Raw genomic sequence first — 23,288 nt, forward strand, 5'->3', positions numbered from 1 at the left:
GACGACGGCCGCCGCGGTGCGAGTGCGACGGAGTCGTTCGGGTCGGCGAGTCGGAGCGGTTCCGGAGCTCGGAGAAGAGGAAGAAGCAGCGGGCTGCTCGTGCGTGGTCAAGAGGGTCTCCTGGAAGTGAGGGGGTGCGATGCGATTTAGACTAGGTCTAAATCTGGACGTATTCCACGCTTCTCGGCGACTCTCCAGCATGACGATTGAGTGTTGGAGTTATTCCAATGATGCGTATAGCATCCCGATTATTGGGATAGCGGAGCCGCACGAGCGGATTCTGCTCTGTGCCGCGAGGCACGCCATCCAGACAAGGAGATCCGCGATCATGACGGAAACGACCAGGGCGTCGCAGGTCGACCACCCCGCCTTCATCAGTGCGGGTGAGCCGTCCACGTCCGACACGCCCGCGGTGTACTTCCGCAAGGAGTTCGTGGTCGAGCCCGGACTGCTCAGCGCCACGCTCAAGATCACCGCCCTCGGGATCGTCGTGCCCTCGCTCAACGGGGCTCGTGTCGGCGACGAGGTGCTGGCACCCGGCTGGACGTCGTACGCGAATCGCGTCCTGGTGAGCAGCTACGACGTGAGCGGGTCGGTCCGCACCGGGCCCAACGCCCTCGGCGCCGTCGTCGGCGAGGGCTGGGCGGTGGGACCCCTCACGTGGGAGCTGAACCGCGCGATCTGGGCCGACCGCCCCGCCCTCTGGGTCCGTCTCGAGCTGGCCTACGCCGACCGCATCGAGGTCGTCGGCTCCGACGACTCGTTCCGCGTGGGGAGTGGAGCGGTCCGCGCCAACGGCGTCTACGCGGGCGAGGACTACGACGCCCGCCTCGAGACCGACGGCTGGGACTCACCCGGTTTCGACGATGCGGCGTGGGCGCCCGCACAGTCGTTCGAATGGGACCTCGCCTCGCTCGAGGAGGACGTGCCTCCGCCCATCCGCCGCATCGAGGAGATCGCACCCGTCTCGATCACGACCAGTCCCGCCGGCGCGACCATCGTCGACTTCGGGCAGATCATCTCGGGATGGGTTCGGCTCACTGTGACCGGGGAGGCGGGCAGGACAGTCACCCTCCGCCATGTGGAGCTCCTCACCCCTCAGGGGGAGCCCGAGTTCGAGACGCTCCGGCTCGCGGAAGCCACCGACCGCTACACGCTGCGCGGCGGGGCGGAGGAGTCGTGGCAGCCCGAATTCACCTTCCACGGATTCCGCTACGTGCAGGTCGAGGGCTGGCCCGGGACGCTCACCGAGGACGCGCTGAGAGCTGTCGTCGTCCACAGCGACGTGGCGCGCACAGGCTGGTTCGAGACCTCCGATCCTCTCGTCACCAAGCTCCACCAGAACACGGTCTGGTCGATGCGGGGCAACTTCGTCGGCATCCCCACCGATTGCCCCCAGCGCGACGAGCGGCTGGGCTGGACCGGCGACATCAACGCTTTCGCCCCCACCGCCGCGTACCTCTACGACGTCCGCGGCGTTCTCGGATCGTGGTTGAAGGACCTGGCGATCGAGCAGAAGCAGGCCGGGACGGTCCCCTGGATCGTCCCGACCGTTCTGGCCGCTCCCTCGACGGCGACCGCGCTGTGGAGCGACGTCGCGGTGAGCCTGCCCTGGGTCCTCTTCCAGGAGTACGGCGACCTGGAGATCCTGCGCTCGAGCTACGAGTCGATGACGAGCTTCGTCGTCGAGGTCGAGGGGCAGCTCGACGAGGGCGGTCTCTGGAGCTCCGGCTTCCAGTTCGGGGACTGGCTCGACCCCGACGCGCCGTCCACCAACCCGTCCGACGGCAAGACCGACCGGTACCTGGTCGCCTCGGCCTACCTGGTCAAGACGACTCGTGAGATGGCGGACACCGCGGGGCTGCTCGGCGAGGTGGAGGACGAGAAGCGCTTCCGCGCACTCCACGAGCGGGTGACGACGGCGTTCCGCCGCGAGTACGTCGCGGAGTCGGGGCGACTGGTGAACGAGACAGCCACGGCCTATGCCCTCGCCATCACCTTCGAGATCCTCGACGGAGAGCAGAAGCGGCGTGCCGGTGAGCAGCTCGCCGCGATCGTGGCCAAAGCCGGCTACCGGATCTCGACCGGCTTCGCCGGCACCCCTCTGCTCACCGACGCGCTGACTCTCACGGGTCACCTGAAGGAGGCGTACGCGCTGCTGCAGCAGACCGAGGCGCCGTCGTTCCTCTACCCCCTCACCATGGGAGCTACCACGATCTGGGAGCGCTGGGACGCGGTCCTGCCCGACGGCTCGCTCAATTCCACCGGGATGACCTCGCTCAACCACTACGCCCTCGGCGCCGTCGCGGACTGGCTCCACCGCGTCGTCGGGGGGCTCCAGCGGACCGAGCCCGGCTGGCGGCGCTTCCGGGTCGCACCCCAGCCCGGGGGCGAGCTCACCTGGGCGCGAACGGCGCACGAGACTCCGCACGGACGGGCGGAGATCGTATGGAGGGCGGAGGGCGGCGAGGTCTCCGTCGAGCTGACGGTTCCCCAGGGCACCAGCGCGACGGTCGTGCTGCCGCTGCATCCCGACGGCCTGACCGAGGAGGTCGGTCCCGGATCGCACTCGTGGCGGTACTCGGACCCGACCGGCTACGGCGGACGCCCCCTGCTCACCACGGACACCCCTCTCGGACGCCTCAGGAAGGACGCCCCGCAGGTCTGGGACGCGATCCTCGAGGTCATGCGGATCCACTACCCCGGCATCCCCGTCGCGGCGGCCGGCTCCCAGTTCGACGGCCTCTCGATCGCGGACATGCTGAAGGTCCTGCCCGCCGGCCTGCCCGGCGCGGAGGACGCGCTCCAGGCCGCGCTCGACGCCGGCAACGACGCGTCCCGCTGAGTGCGGGTGCCGCAGGAGCCGCTCCTGCGGCACCCGCACTCCCTCGTCCCGATCGACACCATCCACATCACCTGAACCACCCCACCACCATCGCCGGGATCCCGGTCGCTTCGAAGGAGAAGACATGAACGAGAAGACGAGTCGGCGCGCGCCGGGTCCCTGGCGAGTGGGTGTGATCGCGGGGATGGCCTCGTACATCGACGCCGCCGCCATCGTGAGCTTCAGCACCGCGATGGTGATCTACCAGCAGGCGCTCGGGATCACTCCGGAGCAGATCGGTCTCGCGTCGGGCGCCCTGACGCTCGGCATCGCGGTGGGCGCGGTCACCGGTGGACGCCTCGGGGACCGCTTCGGACGCCGCCCCGTCTTCACGGTCACAATGCTCGCGATCATCGTCGGAGCCGTCGTCCTCGTGCTCGCCGATTCCTTCCCACTGGTGATCATCGGTGCGATCCTCCTCGGTCTCGCGACCGGGGCCGACCTCCCCGTGTCCCTCTCGACGATCTCCGAGGCGGCGGACGACTCGAACCGAGGGAAGATCCTCAGTCTCTCCAACCTGCTGTGGCTGGTCGGATCCATCGTCGCCGGCGGCCTCGGAGTGCTGGCGGCCGGGCTGGGTCGTTTCGGTGGCCAGATGCTCTTCGGCCACATCGCCGTGGTGGCGACCGTCGTCATGGTCGCGCGGCTGGGCGTGCCCGAATCGGACAGCTGGAGGGCTGCTCGAGACGAGCGCCGTGCCGGCGTCTCCACGGTCCGCGCGGCTCGGTCCGGAGTGCGCGAGCTGCTCCGGCAGCCCTATCTGACGCCGTTCCTCGGTCTGGTCGTCTTCTACGCCTTCACGAACCTCGCCGCCAACACGGGCGGCCAGTTCGGCACCTATCTCCTGGTCAACTTCACCGACGTCGACATCGCGACCGCCGCCCTGATCGGTCTCCCCGTCCTCCCGCTGGCGGTGATCGGGATCCTCTGGTTCATGAAGATCGCGGACTCGCCCAAGCGGTTCACCTACTTCACCGCGGGAGGCGTCCTCTGGATCGTCGGACTGCTGATCCCCGTCGTCTTCGGCTACTCCTTCCTCACTTCGTTCATCGCGGGGATCGTGGTCCTCGGCGGCTCCATCTTCGCGTTCGAGGCGATCATGAAGATCTGGACCCAGGAGCAGTTCCCGACACTCCTCCGCACGACGGCGCAGGGCGCGATCATCGCGGTCGCGCGGCTGTTCGCCGCGATCCTCGCCGCCTTCACTCCGTCGATCGCCGGCGCGGGGGGACCCTCCCTGCTCTACGCTCTGCTCGCGCTCTTCGCCGCGATCGGGGTCGTGACCGCCTACGCGGTGTTCAAGACGCGCGACCAGCACAACGAGTTCGACACCGAAGCGGCCGAGCGGCCGCTGCAGCGGACCTGACCCTCTCGGCCCGCTCTTCGACCGCGGAAGTCGGAGGGCGGGCCGGGGTGGGTGCGGCGGCGCGTCCGGCTCGAGGCGCGCCTCTCCCAGCCCCGGCCCAGATCGTGGAGTTAGTCTAAATTTAGACGTCGTCTCATAAGTATCGTGATGCGGCACTCCTTGACCGAAGGGCATCATGAACGCGAGCGGGCTGCGGGGCGCCTCCGAGACCGAGTCGAAGCGGACGTCCGTGACGAGGCTCCGCTCGAGACGACTCCTGCGCTCGCGCCGTCTCCTCGGATGGCGCACAGCCGCGGCGATCGTCGCCTTCGCGCTCGGCGCGCTCGTCGCGGTTCTCGCACTGGGCAACGGGCTCCCGCCCCGGACGAACGTCGTCACGATGACCGCGGCTCTCGTCTGGGCATCCGTCGGACCGCAGCTGGTCCTCGTCTCCGTCGTCGCGGCGATCCTCTGCATACCGATCTGGTGCGCCGGCCATCGCCCCGTGGTCACGGGACTGTCCACCGCGATCGTCGCTGTCGCCCTGGTCCTCTCGACGGCGATCACCGGTGCTCTCGTCGGATCGGCGGGGCCGTCGGGCGGCTCGGTGGATCTGGCCCGTGCGGTGGCGGGGGCGGCGCCCTCGCGCGGCCCGGACGAGATCACCGCCTACGCCACGGTCGAGGGTCGGTCGCTGGAGGCTCGGGTCTTCGAGCCCGCCGCCGCAGCCGATGCGCCGGTGCTGATGCAGATCGCGGGTGGAGAGCTGATGGGCGCGTCGGCGGAGTCCTCCGATGCGACCGCTCGCTGGTATGCGAGCAGGGGCTGGTTCGTCGTGACCGTCGACCATCGCCGGGGCGACTCCTCGGACCCCGCGTGGGACGACGCTCCCGCCGATGTCGGCTGCGCCCTGAGCTGGACCGCTCGTCGCGCCAGTGAGGCCGGAGCCGATCCCCGCCGCTTGGCTGTGCTGGGCGACTCCGCCGGCGGTCATCTCGCGCTGCTGCTCGGTTGGTCCTCGGCCGTCGACTCCGCGACCACGTCGTGCCCCGCGCTCGGATCCGTCCCGGTGCCGGACGCCGTCGCGACCGCCTCTCCGATCGGGGACCTCTCCCACGCGGACGCCCACGGCGCCGTTCCGCTCGGGAGCAGCCCGCAGCAGTTCGTGCGCGACTTCCTCGGTGGCGCACCGGAGGCGATGCGCGACCGGCTGGTCGTCGTCTCGCCCTGGACCTATCTCTCGGCAAAGACGCCCCCGACCCTGATCGTCCAGCCCGAGCGCGACGACGTCGTTCCGGCGGAGGGCAATCGGGGCCTGATCGCCCGAGCGCTGCAGGCCGGCGTCGACGCGACGCTGGCGGAGATCCCGTTCGCCTACCACGGCTTCGGGCAGGACCCCGACTCGTTGGGCGGGCAGATCCGCAACACGATCGTGGAGAACTGGCTGGCGGACAAGGGGCTCCGACCCTGAGGCGTCGGAGCGCCGCGTTTCATCAATCGGCACGGCGTGCAGTCACTTGAAATATCAGCTCTGCTCTGAAAGTCTGAAGAGCTGTCTCCGCGCACGTGGCCGGAGACCGCCGAGCTGTCGACGACGAAGGAGTTGCGCATGATCCGCAGGAGCACGGGGCGGCCTGTCCCGGTCACGGGGCGATCGGCCGAGCGCGATCCGGAGGTGGCGGCGTGACCCCCGAGTCCGGTGACGTGCGCTCCGCCGTCGAGTACGACCTCACCTCCCGTGACGAGAACGGCACCGGGCGGTTCGCCTGGCACCCCTTCACCGGCGGCTGGAGCGTGGAGCGGGCGGGGGCCGCGCCGATGGCCGTGGAAGTCCCTCACGACGCGATGATCTCGGAGACCCGTCGCCCGGACGCTCCGAGCGGTTTCAACGGGGCGTACTTCCCCGGAGGCCGGTACGTCTACCGCAAGCGCTGGATCCTGAGCGGTGTCGAGCGGGAGGAGCGCGTGCTCCTGCGTTTCGAGGGGATCGCCCGCGTCTCCACCATCGCGGTCAACGGCGTTCGCGTCGGCGGTTCCTCCAACGCCTACCGCGAGCTCGAGGTCGACGTCACCGACGTGCTGCGCCACGGCGAGGAGAACGAGATCGAGGTCGTGGCGGACACCAGCGAGCAGCCGAGCAGTCGCTGGTACGTCGGTTCCGGCCTGCACCGCGCGGTCGCCCTGCAGGTGCGCGGACCGATCACCCTCGGCCCGCACGGAGTGCGGATCCGCACCACCGGGATCGCCGACACGGCGACCGTCGACATCGATGTCGCCTTCGCGAACGCCGATCGCGCCGGCGTGCGCGTCGACGTCGAGATCGCCGACGCGGGTGCCGTGGTCGCCCGTGCGCACGCCACGACCGACGGCACCTCGTCCCGCCTCGCTCTCGCGATCCCCGACTCACGGCTCTGGTCGGCGGAGGATCCGCATCTGTACGTCTGCCGAGTCGTGCTGAGCGTCGGCGAGGCGGTCGTCGACGCGCAGGAGCACCGGATCGGGCTGCGCATCATCGCCCTCGATGCGCAGCGCGGGCTCCTGGTCAACGACGAGCCCGTCCTGCTGCGCGGAGCGAACGTGCACCACGACAACGGGGTCATCGGCTCCGTGGCGCTTCCCGCCGCCGAACTCCGCCGAGCCGGGCTCCTGAAGGAGAACGGCTTCAACGCGATCCGCAGCGCGCACAATCCTCTGTCGCGCGCGATGATCGACGCCTGCGACGAGGTCGGCCTCTACGCTATCGACGAGACGACCGACGTCTGGTGGAATCCGAAGACCCCCTTCGACGACTCGCGCCGGTTCATGGAGGACTGGCAGGCGGACCTCGAGGCGCTGACTCTTCGCGACCGGAACCGGGCGAGCGTCATCATGCTCTCGATCAGCAACGAGAACAGTGAGACCATGTCGCGCGCCGGCATCGAGCTCGCCCGTTCGATGCGGGACCTCGTCCACTCCCTGGACGGGACGCGGCCGGTGACCGCGGGTGTCAACCTGACGCTCAACGCACTCGGCAAGAAGGATGCCGCGCCGCCCCGGGAGGGCGAGAGCGCGCAGGCCCCGATGAGCAGCACCGCCTTCAACATCTCGATGCAGTTCGCGGGCCCGATCATGAAGACCGTCGCCGTGACGCCCTTCGCCGATCGCGCGACCAGGGGTGTCTTCGACGTCCTCGACGTCGCGGGATACAACTACGGTGCCAACCGGTGGCGCAAGGACGCCGAGGCGCATCCCTCCCGCATCGTGCTCGGGACCGAGGAGAAGCCGGGCGACATCGCGGCGGTCTGGCCTCTCGTCGAGAGCCTGCCGAACGTGATCGGCGACTTCGTCTGGGCCGGCTGGGACTATCTCGGCGAGGTCGGCATCGGCCACTGGACCTACGGAACACGGCTCGCGTGGCTGATGAAGGCGTATCCGCACCTCACGAGCGGATCCGGCTCTCTCGACATCACCGGGATCCCCGGCGCCGGCGCCCTGCTCTCGCAGGCCGCGTGGGGGACGGAGCAGCGGCCGCAGATCGCGGTCCGCCCGCTCGACGTCTCCGGGAAGCCCGTGGCGAAGGCGGCCTGGCGTGCGAGCGACGCGATCAGCAGCTGGTCGTGGCGGGGTCGGGACGGCGAGCGGGCCCACGTCGAGGTCTACTCCTCCTCAGAGGAGGTCGATCTGCTCCTGAACGGGAGGAGGATCGGCACGCGCAAGGCGGGTGCGGCGCACGGATTCCTCGCGCGCTTCCAGGTCCCGTACCGTCCGGGCGAGCTGGTCGCGGTGGGGCGGAGCACCGGGGCGCGCCCCCTCGAGGGCCGACTGCGATCCGCTCGCGGACCGCTGCGCCTGGTGCTGCGACCCGAACGCACGGACTTCTCCGCCGACGGCGGCGACTTGGCCTACGTGAACGTCGAGATCGCCGACGCCGACGGCGTGGTCGAGTCCCTCGCGGACGATCTCGTCACCCTCGCGGTCGACGGTCCCGCCACGCTCGCCGGCTTCGGCAGCGGAGTGCCCGCGACCGAGGAGTCCTTCGCCGACGATCGGCACCGCACCTACTACGGTCGCGCGCTGGCGGTCCTCCGCGCGACCCGGCAGGCGGGTGTCGTCACGCTGACGGCGACCTCTCGGCGCCACGGCAGCGTCTCGACCGAGCTCGTCTTCTCCTGACGCGCTGGACCGACCGGCATACTCGTCCGATGAACTGGCGTGCGCTGCTCAAGACCGTTCCTGCCGTCGTCCTCGTCGTGGATGTCCTGATCCGGCTGACGGCCGTCGTCACCGTGCCCCGCAACACGCGCCCGAGCTCGGCGATGGCCTGGCTGATGGCGATCTTCGTCGCGCCGATCCCCGGCAGCATCCTCTACGCGGTGCTCGGCAGCACCCGGCTCCCGCAGGATCGTCGCGACAAGCAGCGCGACGTCAACGCCCTCTTCGTCCAGGTGACCGAGGACGTCCCGTCCCTCGACACTGCTTCCTCGACCGACCCGGCGCCCAGCTGGCTGCCGTCCGTGGTGCACCTCAATCGCCGTCTGGGCTCGATGCCGTTGCTGGGGGGCAACGACGTGACACTGCTCCCCGACTACCTCGCCTCCGTCAGGGCGATGGCCGACGCCGTCGGCGCGGCCAAGCGGTTCGTGCACGTGGAGTTCTACATCCTGGCGCGCGACGAGACCACCGGGCCCTTCTTCGACGCCCTCCTGGCCGCGCACAATCGCGGCGTGGACGTCCGCGTCCTCTACGACCACTGGGCGACGATCCGCAATCCGCTCGGACCCGCCACCCGGCGGTGGCTCGAGGAGAACGGGATCCCCTTCCAGGAGATGCTGCCGTTCCGTCCATTCCGCGGCTCGTGGCGCCGCCCCGACCTGCGCAACCACCGGAAGATCGTCGTCGTGGACGGAGGCCTCGCCTTCACCGGCTCGCAGAACATGGTCGACGACAGCTACAACAAGCCGGACAACATCCGCCGCGGGCTGCACTGGAAGGACCTGATGATCCGGCTCGAGGGGCCCTCCGCTCTGGCGCTGGACGCGCTGTTCCTCACCGACTGGTTCTCGGAGACCGGCGACTTCCTCCCGACAGCCGATGAGCTGCCCGCCGAGCGGACCTCCTCCACCGCCGTGGCCTGCCAGATCGTCCCGAGCGGACCGGGCTTCGAAGGGGAGAACAACCTGCGGTTGTTCAACGCCCTGGTCTACGGCGCTCAAGAGCGCCTGATCATCGCCAGCCCGTACTTCGTTCCCGACGACTCGATGCTCTACGCGATCACGACGGCCGCCGAGCGCGGTGTCGACGTGCAGCTCTTCGCCTGCGCCGTGGCCGATCAGTACGTCGTCTACCACGCGCAGCGCTCCTACTACGAGACCCTGCTGCGGGCGGGAGTTCGGATCTTCCTGTACGAGGAGCCGACCGTCCTGCACTCCAAGCACTTCACGGTGGACGACGACATCGCGGTCGTCGGGTCCAGCAACATGGACATGCGCTCGTTCAGCCTCAACCTCGAGGTGTCCGTCATGATCCACGGCGCGGAGTTCGTCGAGCGGCTGCGCGCGATCGAGGACGACTACCGGGCGATGTCGAGGGAGGTCACCCTCGACCAGTGGTTGACCCGGCCCGCCGCCGCGCAGATCCTCGACACCGTGGCACGGCTCACTGCCGCCGTGCAGTAGCCGGACGTCCCCGGCGGCACGTCTGCTCGTCGTCCCGGAGTCCCGCGGTCGGCCGCGGACTCACGGGCGGCGGCGCGCGCTCACCGCCCGTGCGATCCCCGTCGACTAGGGCGCGAGGCCCTGCTCCTGGAGCCAGGCGACGGTGACCGTCCTCTTGATCTGATCGCCGAGCGAGCCGGGGATGATGTCGAAGCCGTGGTGGGAGAAGGGGATCGAGGCGATACTCGCGTCGACTCCGGCGCTCTGCGCCTGCTCGACGAGGCGATGGTTGCCCTCGGCGGGGATGAAGTCGTCGCGCTCGGGCTGCAGGACGAAGGTCGCGGGTGCCGCCTCCGAGAAGTAGGTCGAGGGGGAGACCGCTGCCAGGCGGTCGGGGACCTCCGACGGCTCGCCTCCGAGGAAATCGCTGATGAAGTCCTTCGGCTCGAGGCCCAGTGCCGCGTTCCCGTAGTCGTAGGTGTACTGGATGTCTCCGACCGGGTACGAGGCCACGACGGCCTCCGGCACGGGGACCTCGCCGAGGTCGGGGCAGGACGTCGTCGCCCGGTCCGCGGCGGCGGACCAGCTCAGGAGCAGGGCGAGGTGCCCGCCGGCGGAGTCGCCGGTCACGGTCAGGCGCTCGGGATCCGCTCCAGCCGCGCCGGCTCGCTGTGCGGCCCAGCTGAGCGCGCAGCCGACGTCGGCCGGCGCCTTGTCCCACGTGGGATCCTCCGCCGTCGAGAGCCGGTAGTCGACGTTGACGACGTACCAGCCCTGGTCGGCGTACCAGCGGGCGCTGGCGTCGGATTCCGCAGCGGTGCCGATGGCCCAGGCTCCTCCGTGGATGTACATCATCACCGGCGCGCCCTCGGGGTCCTCCGGTTCGTAGACGCGCGCCTCCTGCGCCTCGCCGTCGACCGTGGTGTAGCTCGTGACCTCATCGGGTCCCTCCTCCGACGCCGACAGCGCCACGGCACCAGCGAGGTCGACGGAGCCGCCGAGCGTGCTACCGGCGTTCACCAGCACGCCGCTGATGATCGTCGAGGCGACCAGGGCGGCGACGGCCAACCCGGACGCGACACCTCGGAGCACCTTCCGGCGGCCCGCGAGCCACAGTGGGACGCTGAGGATCACCGCCAGTGCGCTGACGACGACGAGCTGCGGTCCGACCCACGCCCAGACGACCGCCGCTGCCAGGGTCACGTAGTTCGCGGTGGGCGGGAACGCGTTGCCCAGCGCCAGGACGAGGACGAGACCGCCGAGGATCGCCGCGACGATCGCCGCAGCGGTCCGGAGGCCCCGAGTGCGGCGACCGGCTCGGCCTCGGGTCGAGGGGGTGCTGGTACGCGGATGCGATGTCATGGGCGTCTTCCGTTCGGGGGGCGATGTGGTCATCACACTAAGTCTAATTCTAGACAGAGTCTAGCTTTATCGAGCGGAATCACGGAGGCAGGAGATCGAGACGATCCAGGAGGACTCGGTCTGCTCGCCCGGTCACCGAACAGGAGCAGCGACGGCCGGATCACCGCGGATCACGCGCGGTCCTCGCGCCTTTGCGCCCTGACGCGCAGGCCCGTCCCCGCCGGTGCAGGAGGGCGTCAGAAGGCCGAGGCCCTTGCGGGCCCCGGCCCCCTTCTCCGGTGCCGGCGACAGGGGGATGCGGCACCAGTCGGTTCCCGCCGAGGGCGGGAGGCTGGGGGACCCGGAGGGTCAGGCGGGGACGGCGTCGAGAGTCCGGGCGGCGACGGCGAGAGGGAGCTTGGGCAGCCGGCCGCCTGCGAGCGTCTCGAGGACGCGGACGACCTGCGCGCTGTAGCCGGACTCGTTGTCGTACCAGACGTAGAGCACCACCCCGTCCGGCGTCTCGATGGTGGCGAGGCCGTCCACGACTCCCGCGTGCCGGGAGCCCAGGATGTCGGTCGAGACGATCTCCGGGGATTCGACGTAGTCGATCTGCCGGCGCAGCGGCGAGTCGAGCGAGGCCCGGCGGAGATGCTCGTTGACCGTCTCCTTCGTCACCGGCCTGCTGGTGCGGAGGTTCAGGATCGCGAGCGAGACGTTCGGGGTCGGAACCCGGATCGAGCTCCCCGTGAGCCTTCCCGCCATCTCCGGAAGCGCCTTCGCGACCGCCTTCGCCGCACCGGTCTCGGTGATGACCATGTTCAGGGCCGCGGATCGGCCGCGCCGGTCACCGGCGTGGAAGTTGTCGATCAGGTTCTGATCGTTGGTGAAGGAGTGGACGGTCTCGACGTGACCGCTGACGACCCCTGCGAAGTCGTCGATCACCTTGAGCACGGGCGTGATGGCGTTGGTCGTGCACGACGCGGCTGAGACGACGCGGTCGGCCGGGGAGAGACCCTCGTGGTTGATGCCGTGGACGATGTTCTTCACCTGACCGGAGGCGGGCGCGGTGAGCAGGACCTGCTTGGCACCCGTCGATAGGAGGTGGCGTTCGAGGCCCGCCTGGTCGCGCCACCGACCGGTGTTGTCGACGATGATCGCGTCCGCGATGCCGTACAGGCTGTAGTCGATCGTCGCCGGGTCGTCCGAGTAGAGGAACTGGAGGAGCGTGCCGTTGGCGAGGATCGTGTCGCGCTCCTCGTCGACCGAGAGGGTCCCGGCGAAGGGGCCGTGCACGCTGTCGCGGCGGAGCAGGCTCGCCCGCTTGCGCACGTCGTCGGCGGAACCGCGCCTCACGACGACGGCACGCAGGCGCAGGCTCCGGCCGCCGTGCTCGATGAGCAGCCGGGCCACCAGCCGGCCGATGCGGCCGAAGCCGTAGAGGACGACGTCGCGGGGGCGCTCGGGGATCCGACGCTCCATCCCCAAGACCGGGGCGAGCTCCCGACGCAGGAACTCCTCGAGGGTGACCTCGCCCCCGCCCGCTCGGTGGAGTCGGGCGAGCTGGGCGAGGTCGAGCGACGCGGGAGCGAGATCGAGCACCGAGAGCGCGCGGAGGATCGCCAGAGTCTCGTGGAGAGGGAGCTCCGTCTCGTCGAGGTGGCGTGTGAAGCGGTGAGCTTTGAGGAGCTCGATCGTCGATCTGTTGATCAGGCTCGTGCCGTGCAGCGAGGTGATGACTCCGTGCCGGCGGTAGAGGTCGCCGATGAGCGGGATCATAGTCTCGGCGCAGGCCTCGCGATCCTCCCAGCTCGCCGCTCGGAGGTGGTGCTCGGTGAGGTTCATTCGTTGCTCCTGGGGGTCGGCGTCCGCAGTGGCGGCTCTCGGGGGTCGTGGCGGTGTCACCGCAGCGGCTCGCCGTGCATCGAGAGCGGATGCCGGACGGTACGGGCGGCCGCCACGACGGCCTCGACCACGAGCTCGACCGGGTAAGCGCCGTTGATGCGTCGCAGCAGGCCGCGCTCCTCGTACTCCCGCGCGATGGGGTGGGTGAGTTCCTGGTAGCGCGCGAGCCGCTCCCGGACGACATCGGGTCGATCGTCCGCACGGTCCTCTGATCGGTTCGAGAGGCGGTCCAGCAGCGTCCTCTCGTCGACGTGGAGCAGGATCACGGCGTCGATCTCCTCAGCGTCCTCCTCGAGGAGGTCGTCGAGTGCCGCGACCTGGTCGATCGTCCGGGGATAGCCGTCGAGGACGAACCCGGTCGCGGCGTCGTCGCGCCGGAGCCGCCCGCGCAGCATGGCGGTCGTGAGGGAGTCGTCGACGTACTGGCCGTTCCGCAGGGCGTCGGCGACCTGAAGCCCGAGCACGGTGCCGCGGTCGACCTCGTCGCGGAACAGTCCGCCTGTCGTGACGTGCGGGACGCCGAGGGCTGTGGAGAGCAGCGCTCCCTGGGTGCCCTTGCCCGCGCCGGGCGGGCCCATGATGACGATGCGGCTCATGCGAGGCTGCTCCAGGTCTCCACGACGGTATCGGGGTTGAGGGAGAGGGACGAGATCCCCCGGTCGAAGAGGTATCGGGCGAGTTCGGGGTGGTCACTCGGAGCCTGGCCGCAGATGCCGACGTAGCGTCCGCGAGCGCGGCAGGCGTCGATCGCGAGCTCGATCAGCTGCATGACCGCGGGGTTCCGCTCGTCGAAGCTCTCGGCGACGAGCGCGGAGTCGCGATCGATGCCGAGGGTGAGCTGCGTGAGGTCGTTGGATCCGATCGAGAAACCGTCGACGTGGTCGAGGAACTGGTCGGCGAGAAGCGCGTTGGAGGGTACCTCGCACATCATGATCAGCTCGAGCCCGTTCTCGCCCCGGCGCAGGCCGTTCCAGGCGAGCTTCTTCACGACCGCGCGCGCCTCCTCGACGGTGCGGACGAACGGGATCATCACCTTGATGTTGCGCAGTCCCATCTCGTCGTAGACGTAGCGGATCGCCTCGCACTCGAGTGCGAACGCGGCCGAGAACTCCTTGGAGAGGTAGCGCGCCGCCCCGCGGAACCCGATCATCGGGTTCTCCTCGATCGGCTCGTAGCGGCTGCCGCCGAGCAGACCCGCGTACTCGTTCGACTTGAAGTCGGAGAGGCGGATGATGACGGGCTTGGGATCGAAGGCCGCGGCGAGAGTGGCGACGCCCTCGGCAAGCCGGCGGACGAAGAAATCGGCGGGGCTGTCGTATGCCGCGATCCGTTCCTCGATCTCCGCCCGGATATCGGCCGGCTGGTCCTCGAGCTCGAGCAGGGCGCAGGGATGAACCCCGATCTGCCGCGAGATGACGAACTCCATGCGCGCAAGGCCCACGCCGTCGTTGGGCAGAGCCGAGAGCGCGAAGGCGGACTCCGGATTACCGACGTTCAGCATGATCTTCCCGGGGAGCACAGGCAGAGAGTCGAGCTCGATCCGCTCGATCCGCACCTCCTGGATGCCGGAGAGAACGACTCCGGTCTCGCCCTCGGCGCAGGACGCGGTCACGTCCTGGCCGTCGCGGAGGACCTCGGTGGCGTTCCCGGTACCGACGACGGCGGGGACGCCGAGCTCGCGGGCGATGATCGCAGCATGGCAGGTGCGGCCGCCGCGGTTCGTCACGATGGCCGAGGCGCGCTTCATGATCGGCTCCCAGTCCGGATCCGTCATGTCGGCGACGAGAACCTCTCCTGCCTGGAAGTCGGCCATCTGGTCAGGCGAGGTCAGCACGCGGACCGCGCCCGAGCCGATGCGCTGTCCGATCGCCCTGCCCTCGAGGAGGAGGGGTCCGGTGCTCTCGAGCCGGTGCCGTTCGATGGTGCCGGCCGAACGGCGCGACACCACGGTCTCGGGGCGCGCCTGCAGGATGTAGAGCTTCCCGTCGAGAGCATCCTTGCCCCACTCGATGTCCATCGGGCGCCCGTAGTGGCGCTCAATGGCGAGGGCGGACCGGGCGAGCTCGGTCACCTCGGCGTCGGTGAGCGAGAAGCGCCGGCGATCGGCGGGCTCGGTGTCCACGAAGGCGGTCGTGCGTCCGACAGCGGTGTCGTCGGTGAAGACCATCTTGATCGCCTTCGAGCCGACGCGGCGCGAGAGGACGGCCGGGCGACCGCGGCGCAGAGTGGTCTTATGCACGGTGAACTCGTCCGGGTCGACCGCGCCCTGGACGACGCCCTCTCCCAGGCCGTAGGCGCTGGTGATGAAGACCGCGCCGTCGTGGCCCGACTCGGTGTCGAGGGTGAACATGACGCCGGAGGCGGCCTGGTCGGAGCGGACCATCCGCTGCACTCCGACGGAGATGGCGATGTCGGTCTCGCCGAAGCCCTGGTGCACCCGGTAGGCGATGGCCCGGTCGGTGAAGAGCGAGGCGAAGACGCGGCGGGTCGCGTCGAGGATGTTGTCGATCCCGCGGATGTTCAGGAAGGTCTCCTGCTGGCCGGCGAAGGAGGCGTCGGGGAGGTCCTCGGCGGTCGCGCTGGAGCGCACCGCGAAGCTCGTTCCGCGCGAGTCCGCTTCGAGATCGCGGTACGCCTCGCGGATCGCGTCGGCCAGCTCGGCCTCGAGCGGGACGCTCTCGATCTGGGCCCGGATGCGGGCGCCGGTCTCGGCGAGAGCGGTCACGTCCTCGACGTCGAGGCCGATGAGCTTCTCGGCGATCCAGTCCGCCAGGCCGGAGGCGGCGAAGTGCCGACGAAAGGCGGAGGCGGTGGTGGCGAAGCCGCCGGGCACCCGGACGCCGGCCGCGCTCAATGTCGCAATCAGCTCGCCGAGGGACGCGTTCTTGCCGCCCACCTCCGGCAGATCGGTCAGGCGCACGGCGGTGAACGGAAGGACTGTGCGGTGCGTGACCTCGAGGTCGTGGAGCAGCGTCATTGGCGTGGCCCTTTTCGTTTGGTGGAACGTCGGTCAAACTGATGGTGGTCCGTTACTCGGGCCGTCGACCCGATCGGCTGGCGTGAAGAACTCCGGTTCTTGCGCTTTCGTCAAGCGAGACGATCGCGAGCCGAGTCCTCCCTCCGATCCGCGGCGACGCGGCCGGACGGACGGGCCGTTCTTGCCCGTGACGCCGACCCACCCCGGATCGTGCTCCGCCCGACGCACCGTGTGAAGGAGCGCTTCTCGTGCCTCCCGTCCGACCTCTCCCCGCCGACGACGACCACGCCCTGGTGCTCGGCGCTCGTCTCCGCCACTACCGCACCGGCGCGGGGATGACCCTGGACGACCTCGCCGCCGCGCTGGGCACGAGCGCCAGCCGGATCTCCTTGATCGAGAACGGGCATCGGGAGCCGCGTCCGTCCGAGCTGCCGGCGTTCGCCCGCGTGCTCGGAGTGTCCGTCGAGGAGCTCATCAGGCTCGAGGCCCCGAACGACCGCTCGGGCCTCGAGCTGGAGCTGCGGCGCTTCCAGGACTCGCCCTCGTTCTCAGGACTGGGTCTGCCCGCGGTGAAGGTAGGGCGCGGCATCTCGGACGACGTGCTCGAGGTCCTCGTCGGGCTGCACCGCGAGCTCGAGCGCCGCGTGCGGACGGCGTCGGCGACGCCGGAGGAGGCGCGCCTGCGGAACACCCAGCAGCGCGCCGCGATGCGCGCTCGGAACAACCACCTGTCCGAGATCGAGGGCCTTGCCGAGGAGCGCCTCCGCGCGGTCGGGCACGTCTCGGGCGCGCTCACCCATCGCGAGGTGCACCTGATGGTCGAGCAGCTCGGACTCGAGGTCGTCTACGTGGACGACCTGCCGCGCTCCACTCGGAGCATCACGGACGTGGAGAACGGGCGCATCTACCTCCCGCCGGCGTCGATCCCGGGCGGGCACGGCCTGCGGTCGATCGCGCTCCAGGCGGTCGCCCACCAGCTCCTCGGGCACACGCCGCCCGAGTCCTATGCCGACTTCCTCCATCAGCGGCTCGAGATCAACTACTTCGCCGCCGCCTGCCTGATGCCGCAGCGTCAGTCGGTCGAGTTCCTCGCGAACCGGAAGAAGGTGCGCGATCTGGCAGTGGAGGACTTCCGCGACGCGTTCGGCGTGACCCACGAGGCCGCGGCGCTGCGGATGACGAATCTCATGACCGAGCACTTCGGCATCCGCGTCCATTTCCTCCGGGTCGGAGCGGACGGCGAGGTGCTGAAGGCCTACGAGAACGACGACCTCCCACTGCCCGTCGACGTCACCGGCGCGGTGGAGGGGCAGATCGTCTGCCGGAAGTGGGGAGCGCGCAAAGCCGCGGAGATGGCGCACCGCACGACCGAGTACCGGCAGTACACCGACACCCCCGTCGGCACCTACTGGGCGTCCGTGCAGACGGGCCAATCCACCCAGGGGCCGTTCGCGATCACCTTCGGCGTGCCGTTCGACGACGCTCGATGGTTCCGCGGCAGGGAGACCACGCACCGGCAGACGTCCACCTGTCCCGACCCGTCGTGCTGCCGACGTCCACCGAGCGACCTCGAGGCGCGGTGGGCGGGCAAGGCGTGGCCGAGCGCCCGACTGCACGCGCAGATCCTCGCCTCGCTGCCGACCGGGCGGTTCCCGGGCGTGGACGAGGCCGAGATCTACAGCTACCTCGAACGGCACGCCCGCTCGTGATACGGGGAGGCACTCAGCGCCTCCCCGTTCAGGAGCGGGTCACGTCGTCCAGCACTTGGAGGACGTGACGGTACGGCTCGCCCGTCGCCCGCGTCATGCCGAGCTCGCACGTGCGATTCACGGAGGCGTGCACGGCGGCATCCGCGCGCCGCACCTCCTCCGCCTCCGGCCCGGTCGCCGAGGCCGTGAGCTCGGGGTGCAGCATGCCGCGGTCGCCCGCGAAGGCGCAGCAGCCCCAGTCCTCGGGGATCAGCACGTCGTCCGCGGCGGCCGCGGCCACCCGCGACAGCGCACCGTCGATCCCTAGCCTCTTCGAGGAGCAGGTGGGGTGGAGGGCGAGGGAGGAGACCTTCGACGCCTCGGGGAGCCGGGGCAGGACGGTCTCGTCCACGAACGCCACCGCGTCGACGACCCGGATGCCGAGCTCGCCGGCGCTCTCGAGGAGGACGTGAAGCCCCTCGGTGCAGGACGACGCATCGCAGACGACCGGCAGTGCGCCTCCCCGGGTCGCCCGGAGCAGCGACGCGGCGACCCGGTCCTTCATCACCGCGTACCCCTGTGTCAGTCCCTTCGACTTCCACGGAGTCCCGCAGCAGAGTGAGGGCAGATCGTCGGGGGTCGAGATCGCGACCCCGGCGCGCTCGCAGAGCCGGACGAAGGACTCGCCCACGCCTCCGCCTCCCTCCGAGCCGAACATGGTCGTCGTGCAGCTCGAGAAGTACACGGCGACGGGCTCATCAGCCGTGAGCACGGGCCGCCGGCGACCGCCGCCGGGGAGCTCGCTCGAGTACTGCGGCATGACGTCGTGGCTGATCACCGCGCGTGCTGCGGTGGTCGCGAGCGCGGGCAGGACCGACGGCACCTTCTTGGCGATCGATAGCGCGACGCCGCCCCCGCGACTGACGGCGTCCCAGTTCTTCGCGAGAGCCTTCCAGCCTCCCTGGCTGAGGGCGTCGGCGCTCTCAGCACGGAGCCGACGGGTGAGATCGCCGGTGTTGATCAGCACCGGGCACGCGGTCTGGCACATCCCGTCGACGGCGCAGGTCTCGACGGCGTCGTACTCGTACTCCTTCTCGAGCGTCCGCAGCAGGACGGTGTCACCGGCCTCCTTCGCCCGCGCGATCTCGCGGCGCAGCACGATCCGCTCGCGCGGGGTGGTGGTGATGTCCTTGCTCGGGCAGACCGGTTCGCAGTACCCGCACTCGACGCAGCGGTCGACCTCCTCCTCGACCGTGGGAGTGGTCTTGAGGTCGCGGATGTGCGAATCGGGATCCTCGTTCAGGAGCACGCCGGGGTTCAGCAGGCCGTCGGGGTCGACGAGCGCCTTCACGCCGAGCATCACGTCGTAGAGCTCGTCCCCGTACTGGCGGCGCACGAAGGGAGCCATGATCCGGCCCGTCCCGTGCTCGGCCTTCAGGGTCCCTCCCTGCGAGAGGACGAGGGCGACCATCTCCTCCGTGAACGCCTCGTAGCGCCGGAGCGAGACGGGGTCGTCGAAGCGCTCGTTGAGCATGAAGTGGATGTTGCCGTCCTTGGCGTGACCGAAGATCACGCTGTCCTCGTAGCCGTGCCGGTCGAAGAGCCGGATGAGCTCGGTGCAGGTGCCGTACAGCTTCTCGACCGGTACCGCGATGTCCTCGAGGAGCGCCGTCGTCCCCGACGGTCGCGCTCCGGCGACGAGCGTGTACAGGCCCTTCCGGATGTGCCACAGCTGCGCCCGGCGGACGGGATCGGTACTGAGGACCGCCTCCCCGGCGAGCGGCAGAGTCGCGAAGACCTCCACCGCCTGAGCCAGGCGGACGGCGAGCGACTCCGCGGAGTCCTCCTGGTACTCGACGAGCAGCGCGGCCTGGTCGACGACGCGCAGCTCGAGGAGGTCGGCGGTCGCCTCGGGGTCGCGCTGGGCGACTCGGAGGCTGGTGGCGTCGAGCAGCTCGATCGTGGCGAAGCCCGCTGCGACGAGTGCGGGGAGAGAGGTGGTCGCGGCCGCGAGATCCGGAAACACGAGAAGGCCGGTGGCGACGGAGGAGTGGACGGGCACCGTCCGGAAGACGGCTTCCGCGACGAAGGCCAGTGTGCCCTCGCTCCCGATCACAAGGTGGGTGAGGAGGTCGATCGCGCTGTCGTGGTCGAGGAAGGAGTTGAGGCCGTACCCCATCGTGTTCTTGATCGAGTAGAGCGCACGGATGGTGTCGATGGAGGCGGGGTCCGCGCGGACCCGGTCCCGCAGGCCCAGGAGTCCCTGCGCGAGAGCGGGCTCGTCGCGGTGCAGCTGCTCATCGGCCCCCGCAGCGGCGGTGTTGACGATCGTGCCGCTCGGCAGGACGAGGACCGCGGACGCGAGGGTGCGGTAGGTGTTGCCGGTGATCCCGCAGGCCATGCCGCTGGAGTTGTTGGCGATGACGCCGCCGATGGTGCAGGCGATCTCGCTCGCGGGGTCGGGGCCGAGCTTGCGCTTGTAGCGCGCGAGTCGGGTGTTCACGGCGCGGACGGTCGCTCCCGGGCCGGAGCGGACCAGAGCTCCTCCCTCGAGGACCTCGATGGAGCGGAAGTGCCGACGGGTGTCGAGGAGGACGCCCGAGGAGCCGGCCTGCCCGCTGAGGCTCGTCCCTCCGGAGCGGAAGGTCACGGGCACGCCGCGGCGGCGGGAGGCGGCCAGCACGTCCGCCACCTGGCGGGCGGAGGAGGGGGTGACGACCGCCTGCGGGGTCAGCTGGTAGTGCGAGGCGTCGTGGGCGGAGGCGAGTCGGTCTGTCGCTCGGACGGCGACTCCTCCGGGCGCGGCGGCCTCGAGCTCCGCGACGAGCGCGTCGGGGACCGGCGCGAGTGTGGTGGAGCGCTCAGTGCGACTCACGGGACACGTCCGATCCGCGCGAGCCGCGCAGGAAGTCGAGGTCGGCGCCGGTGTCGGCCTGGAGGACGTGGTCGACGTAGAGGCGCTCCCAGCCGCTGCGCGGGTTCGCATACGCCTGCACGGTCTGCTCGTCGGGGGTCCGGGCGGCGAGCTCCTCCGTCGGCACCTCGAGGTCGAGGCGCCCGGCGCGGACATCGAGGAGGATGCTGTCCCCGGTGCGCACCAGTGCCAGCGGACCACCCGCGGCGGCCTCCGGCGTGACGTGGAGGACGACGGTGCCGTACGCGGTGCCGCTCATCCGGCCGTCGCAGATGCGGACCATGTCGCGGACACCGCGCTCGAGCAGCTTCTTCGGCAGCGGCATGTTCGACACCTCGGGCATCCCGGGGTAGCCCTTCGGGCCGCAGCCGCGGAGCACCATGATCGAGTTCTCGTCGATGTCGAGATCCGGGTCGTCGATGCGAGCGTGGAAGTCCTCGATGCTGTGGAACACGACCGCGGGACCACGGTGCTTCAGCAGGTGGGGGGAGGCGGCGGCGGGTTTGATGATGGCGCCTCCAGGCGCGAGGCTCCCGCGCAGGACCGAGATGCCCGCGCGCGGGATCAGCGGGGCGTCGCGGGGCATGATCACGTCCGCGTCCCAGACAGTGGCGTCGTCGAGGTAGTCCACGAGAGGCTGGCCGGTGATGGTCAGCGCGTCGGGATCGAGGAGGTCCTTCACCTGGCGGAGCACGGCGAGGAACCCGCCCGCCCGGTGGAAATCGTCCATGAGGTAGCGTCCCGCCGGCTGCAGATTGACGAGCAGCGGCACATCGGCGCCGATGCGGTCGAAGTCGTCGATGGTGAGGTCGATGCCGAGTCGCCCGGCGATCGCGAGCAGGTGGACGACCGCGTTAGTCGATCCGCCGATCGCCGCGAGGGCCACGATCGCGTTGTGGAAGCTGGCCTTGGTCAGGAACGTGCTCGGGCGGCGGTCCTGGCGGACGAGCTCGACGGCGAGGCGCCCGGTCTCGTGCGCGGCCTCGAGCAGTCGGCTGTCGGGAGCAGGGGTGCCCGCGAGGCCCGGCAGGATCGTGCCGAGCGCCTCGGCCACGAGCGCCATCGTCGACGCGGTGCCCATCGTGTTGCAGTGGCCCTTGCTGCGGATCATCGACGACTCGGACTTCAGGAAGTCCTTCTGCCCCAGCTCTCCGGCGCGCACCTCCTCGCTCAGCCGCCAGACGTCCGTGCCGCAGCCCAGGTCCTGGCCTCGGAACGTCCCGGTGATCATCGGGCCGCCCGGCACCACGACAGCGGGGAGGTCGACGGAGGCCGCCGCCATGAGAAGGGACGGGATCGTCTTGTCGCAGCCGCCGAGGAGGACGACGCCGTCGATGGGGTTCGCGCGGAGCATCTCCTCCGTCGCCATGGCCGCCATGTTCCGCCACAGCATCGCGGTGGGGCGCACCTGGGTCTCGCCGAGAGAGACGACCGGCAGGTTGAGGGGGATCCCACCCGCCTCGTACACGCCGTTCTTCACCGCCTGCGCGACCTCGTCGAGGTGGGAGTTGCACGGGGTCAGATCCGACGCGGTGTTGGCGATCGCGATCTGCGGGCGGCCCTCGAAGGCACTGGACGGCGCTCCCCGTCGCATCCACGCGCGGTGGATGTACGCGTTCCGGTCGTCGCCGCTGTACCACTCGGAGCTTCGGAGGTGAGACGCCATTGCTTTGCCAACTTTCGGAATGACTGTTTAGCAGTTCGAAACTAGGGCTAGCATAGCCCCGCACCCGAGCGGAGCGCCGGTCGACCCGGGAATCCCACTCCGCAGCTCGTCCGACTCATCCGCCTCGCTGCGCCGTGGTGCCGGCGGCGGAGCCAGGGAGTCTCCGGCGATCCGCTCAAGGACGACTACACCGAGATCGCCACGGGCGGCTTCCCGTTCTGGGACCCCACCTGTTCCAGGACGACGACGGGAGGACGTACCTCCACTGGGGCTGCTCGAGCCGGGCGCCTGTGCGCGGGAGGGACGTCGACCCGTCGACCTTCGAGGGGAGGGGCGAGTGCCGGGATCTGATCTCGTCGGATGTGGGCCGGCGCGGATGGGATCGCAGGGGAGGGGGCTCCGTGCGGAAGACGTCACCGACCCTCGTCGATCGGATCTCGGACGCGATCATCGGCGACGGTCCTTTCCTCGAGGGTGCGCGGATGACGCGGCACGGTGATCGGTACCACCTCCAGTACGCCGCCCCGGCCACCCAGAGCAGCGCCTAAGCGGACGGCGTCGTCGCGGCCTCGTCGCCGCTCGGGCCGTTCGAGGCCTCGCCGCACAATCCCTACTCCTCCAAGCCCGGTGGCTTCGTCACCGGGGCCGGCCACGGCAGCACGTTCCAGGACGTCCACGGCAACTGGTGGCACACCGCGGCGATGCGCATCTCGGTGAACCACGTCTTCGAGCGCCGGATCGGTCTGTTCCCCGCCGGCTTCGACGCCGACGGCGTCCTGTTCTGCAATCAGAACTTCGCGGACTACCCGATGGTGGTGCCCGACGGTCCGTTCGACCCGTGGCGCGACGCGTTCGAGCTCCCGACCCTCACCGCAGGGCGGGACTACTGGGTCGCGGTGGACTCGTTCGGGGAGACGGGGATCACCGAGGGGGGG

At 70.1% G+C, this 23,288-nt stretch carries 14 protein-coding genes; 8 read left to right on the forward strand and 6 right to left on the reverse strand.

What is annotated here, in order from left to right; genetic code table 11:
- Positions 1–328: 328 nt before the first annotated feature.
- The 5 genes from HQQ82_RS18970 to cls all read left to right on the forward strand — a co-directional run bounded on the left by HQQ82_RS18970 (position 329) and on the right by cls (position 9,883).
- A complete protein-coding gene (locus HQQ82_RS18970) occupies positions 329–2,845 on the forward strand; it encodes a glycoside hydrolase family 78 protein (RefSeq protein WP_173235803.1) in 2,517 nt (838 codons plus the stop codon).
- A 124-nt stretch (positions 2,846–2,969) separates the two neighbouring features.
- A complete protein-coding gene (locus HQQ82_RS18975; protein WP_173235805.1) occupies positions 2,970–4,250 on the forward strand; it encodes an MFS transporter in 1,281 nt (426 codons plus the stop codon).
- Between the two features lie 229 nt (positions 4,251–4,479).
- Entirely contained in the window at positions 4,480–5,700 is a 1,221-nt protein-coding gene (locus HQQ82_RS20705; RefSeq protein ID WP_173235807.1) for an alpha/beta hydrolase, read from the forward strand.
- Positions 5,701–5,912: 212 nt separating this feature from the next.
- Positions 5,913–8,381 carry a glycoside hydrolase family 2 TIM barrel-domain containing protein gene (locus HQQ82_RS18985; protein ID WP_173235809.1) on the forward strand — a complete coding sequence of 823 codons (2,469 nt, stop codon included), beginning with the start codon at positions 5,913–5,915 and terminating at the stop codon, positions 8,379–8,381.
- 29 nt (positions 8,382–8,410) lie between these two features.
- The gene (gene cls, locus HQQ82_RS18990) at positions 8,411–9,883 is read left to right on the forward strand and encodes a cardiolipin synthase (RefSeq protein ID WP_173235811.1); all 1,473 of its coding nucleotides are present in this window, start codon (positions 8,411–8,413) and stop codon (positions 9,881–9,883) included.
- A gap of 105 nt (positions 9,884–9,988) precedes the next feature.
- Here the strand turns inward: cls and HQQ82_RS18995 are convergent, their stop codons facing one another.
- From HQQ82_RS18995 to ppsA, 4 genes are all read right to left on the reverse strand, one after another.
- Positions 9,989–11,224 carry an alpha/beta hydrolase gene (locus HQQ82_RS18995; RefSeq protein WP_173235813.1) on the reverse strand — a complete coding sequence of 412 codons (1,236 nt, stop codon included), beginning with the start codon at positions 11,222–11,224 and terminating at the stop codon, positions 9,989–9,991.
- Positions 11,225–11,572: 348 nt separating this feature from the next.
- The gene (locus HQQ82_RS19000; protein WP_173235815.1) at positions 11,573–13,048 is read right to left on the reverse strand and encodes a glyceraldehyde-3-phosphate dehydrogenase; all 1,476 of its coding nucleotides are present in this window, start codon (positions 13,046–13,048) and stop codon (positions 11,573–11,575) included.
- A gap of 56 nt (positions 13,049–13,104) precedes the next feature.
- Positions 13,105–13,704 (reverse strand): adenylate kinase, encoded by a 600-nt coding sequence (locus tag HQQ82_RS19005; RefSeq protein WP_173235817.1) that lies wholly within the window; start codon positions 13,702–13,704, stop codon positions 13,105–13,107.
- The gene (ppsA, locus tag HQQ82_RS19010; protein WP_173235819.1) at positions 13,701–16,085 is read right to left on the reverse strand and encodes a phosphoenolpyruvate synthase; all 2,385 of its coding nucleotides are present in this window, start codon (positions 16,083–16,085) and stop codon (positions 13,701–13,703) included. The genes HQQ82_RS19005 and ppsA overlap by 4 nt, the downstream gene beginning before the upstream one ends.
- A gap of 248 nt (positions 16,086–16,333) precedes the next feature.
- On the opposite strand from ppsA, the gene HQQ82_RS19015 reads away from it, so the two are divergent.
- Positions 16,334–17,794, forward strand: a complete 1,461-nt coding sequence (locus HQQ82_RS19015; RefSeq protein ID WP_367948026.1) for a helix-turn-helix domain-containing protein — start codon at positions 16,334–16,336, stop codon at positions 17,792–17,794.
- A 28-nt stretch (positions 17,795–17,822) separates the two neighbouring features.
- Here the strand turns inward: HQQ82_RS19015 and HQQ82_RS19020 are convergent, their stop codons facing one another.
- Together HQQ82_RS19020 and HQQ82_RS19635 are read right to left on the reverse strand one after the other, a co-directional pair.
- Positions 17,823–20,648: an FAD-binding and (Fe-S)-binding domain-containing protein gene (locus HQQ82_RS19020; protein WP_216848812.1), complete on the reverse strand. Its 2,826-nt coding sequence runs from the start codon at positions 20,646–20,648 to the stop codon at positions 17,823–17,825.
- A complete protein-coding gene (locus tag HQQ82_RS19635) occupies positions 20,635–22,353 on the reverse strand; it encodes an IlvD/Edd family dehydratase (RefSeq protein ID WP_216848756.1) in 1,719 nt (572 codons plus the stop codon). Before HQQ82_RS19635 ends, HQQ82_RS19020 begins: the two co-directional genes overlap by 14 nt.
- Before the next feature lie 401 nt (positions 22,354–22,754).
- On the opposite strand from HQQ82_RS19635, the gene HQQ82_RS19025 reads away from it, so the two are divergent.
- Both HQQ82_RS19025 and HQQ82_RS19030 read left to right on the forward strand, forming a co-directional pair.
- Complete coding sequence (locus tag HQQ82_RS19025) at positions 22,755–22,901, forward strand: hypothetical protein (protein WP_173235824.1); 147 nt, start codon at positions 22,755–22,757, stop codon at positions 22,899–22,901.
- A 153-nt stretch (positions 22,902–23,054) separates the two neighbouring features.
- A partial coding sequence (locus HQQ82_RS19030) for a hypothetical protein (RefSeq protein ID WP_173235826.1) occupies positions 23,055–23,288 on the forward strand: 234 nt, incomplete at its 3' end.

The organism is Rathayibacter sp. VKM Ac-2856 (assembly GCF_013205055.1).
Classification (GTDB): domain Bacteria; phylum Actinomycetota; class Actinomycetes; order Actinomycetales; family Microbacteriaceae; genus Rathayibacter.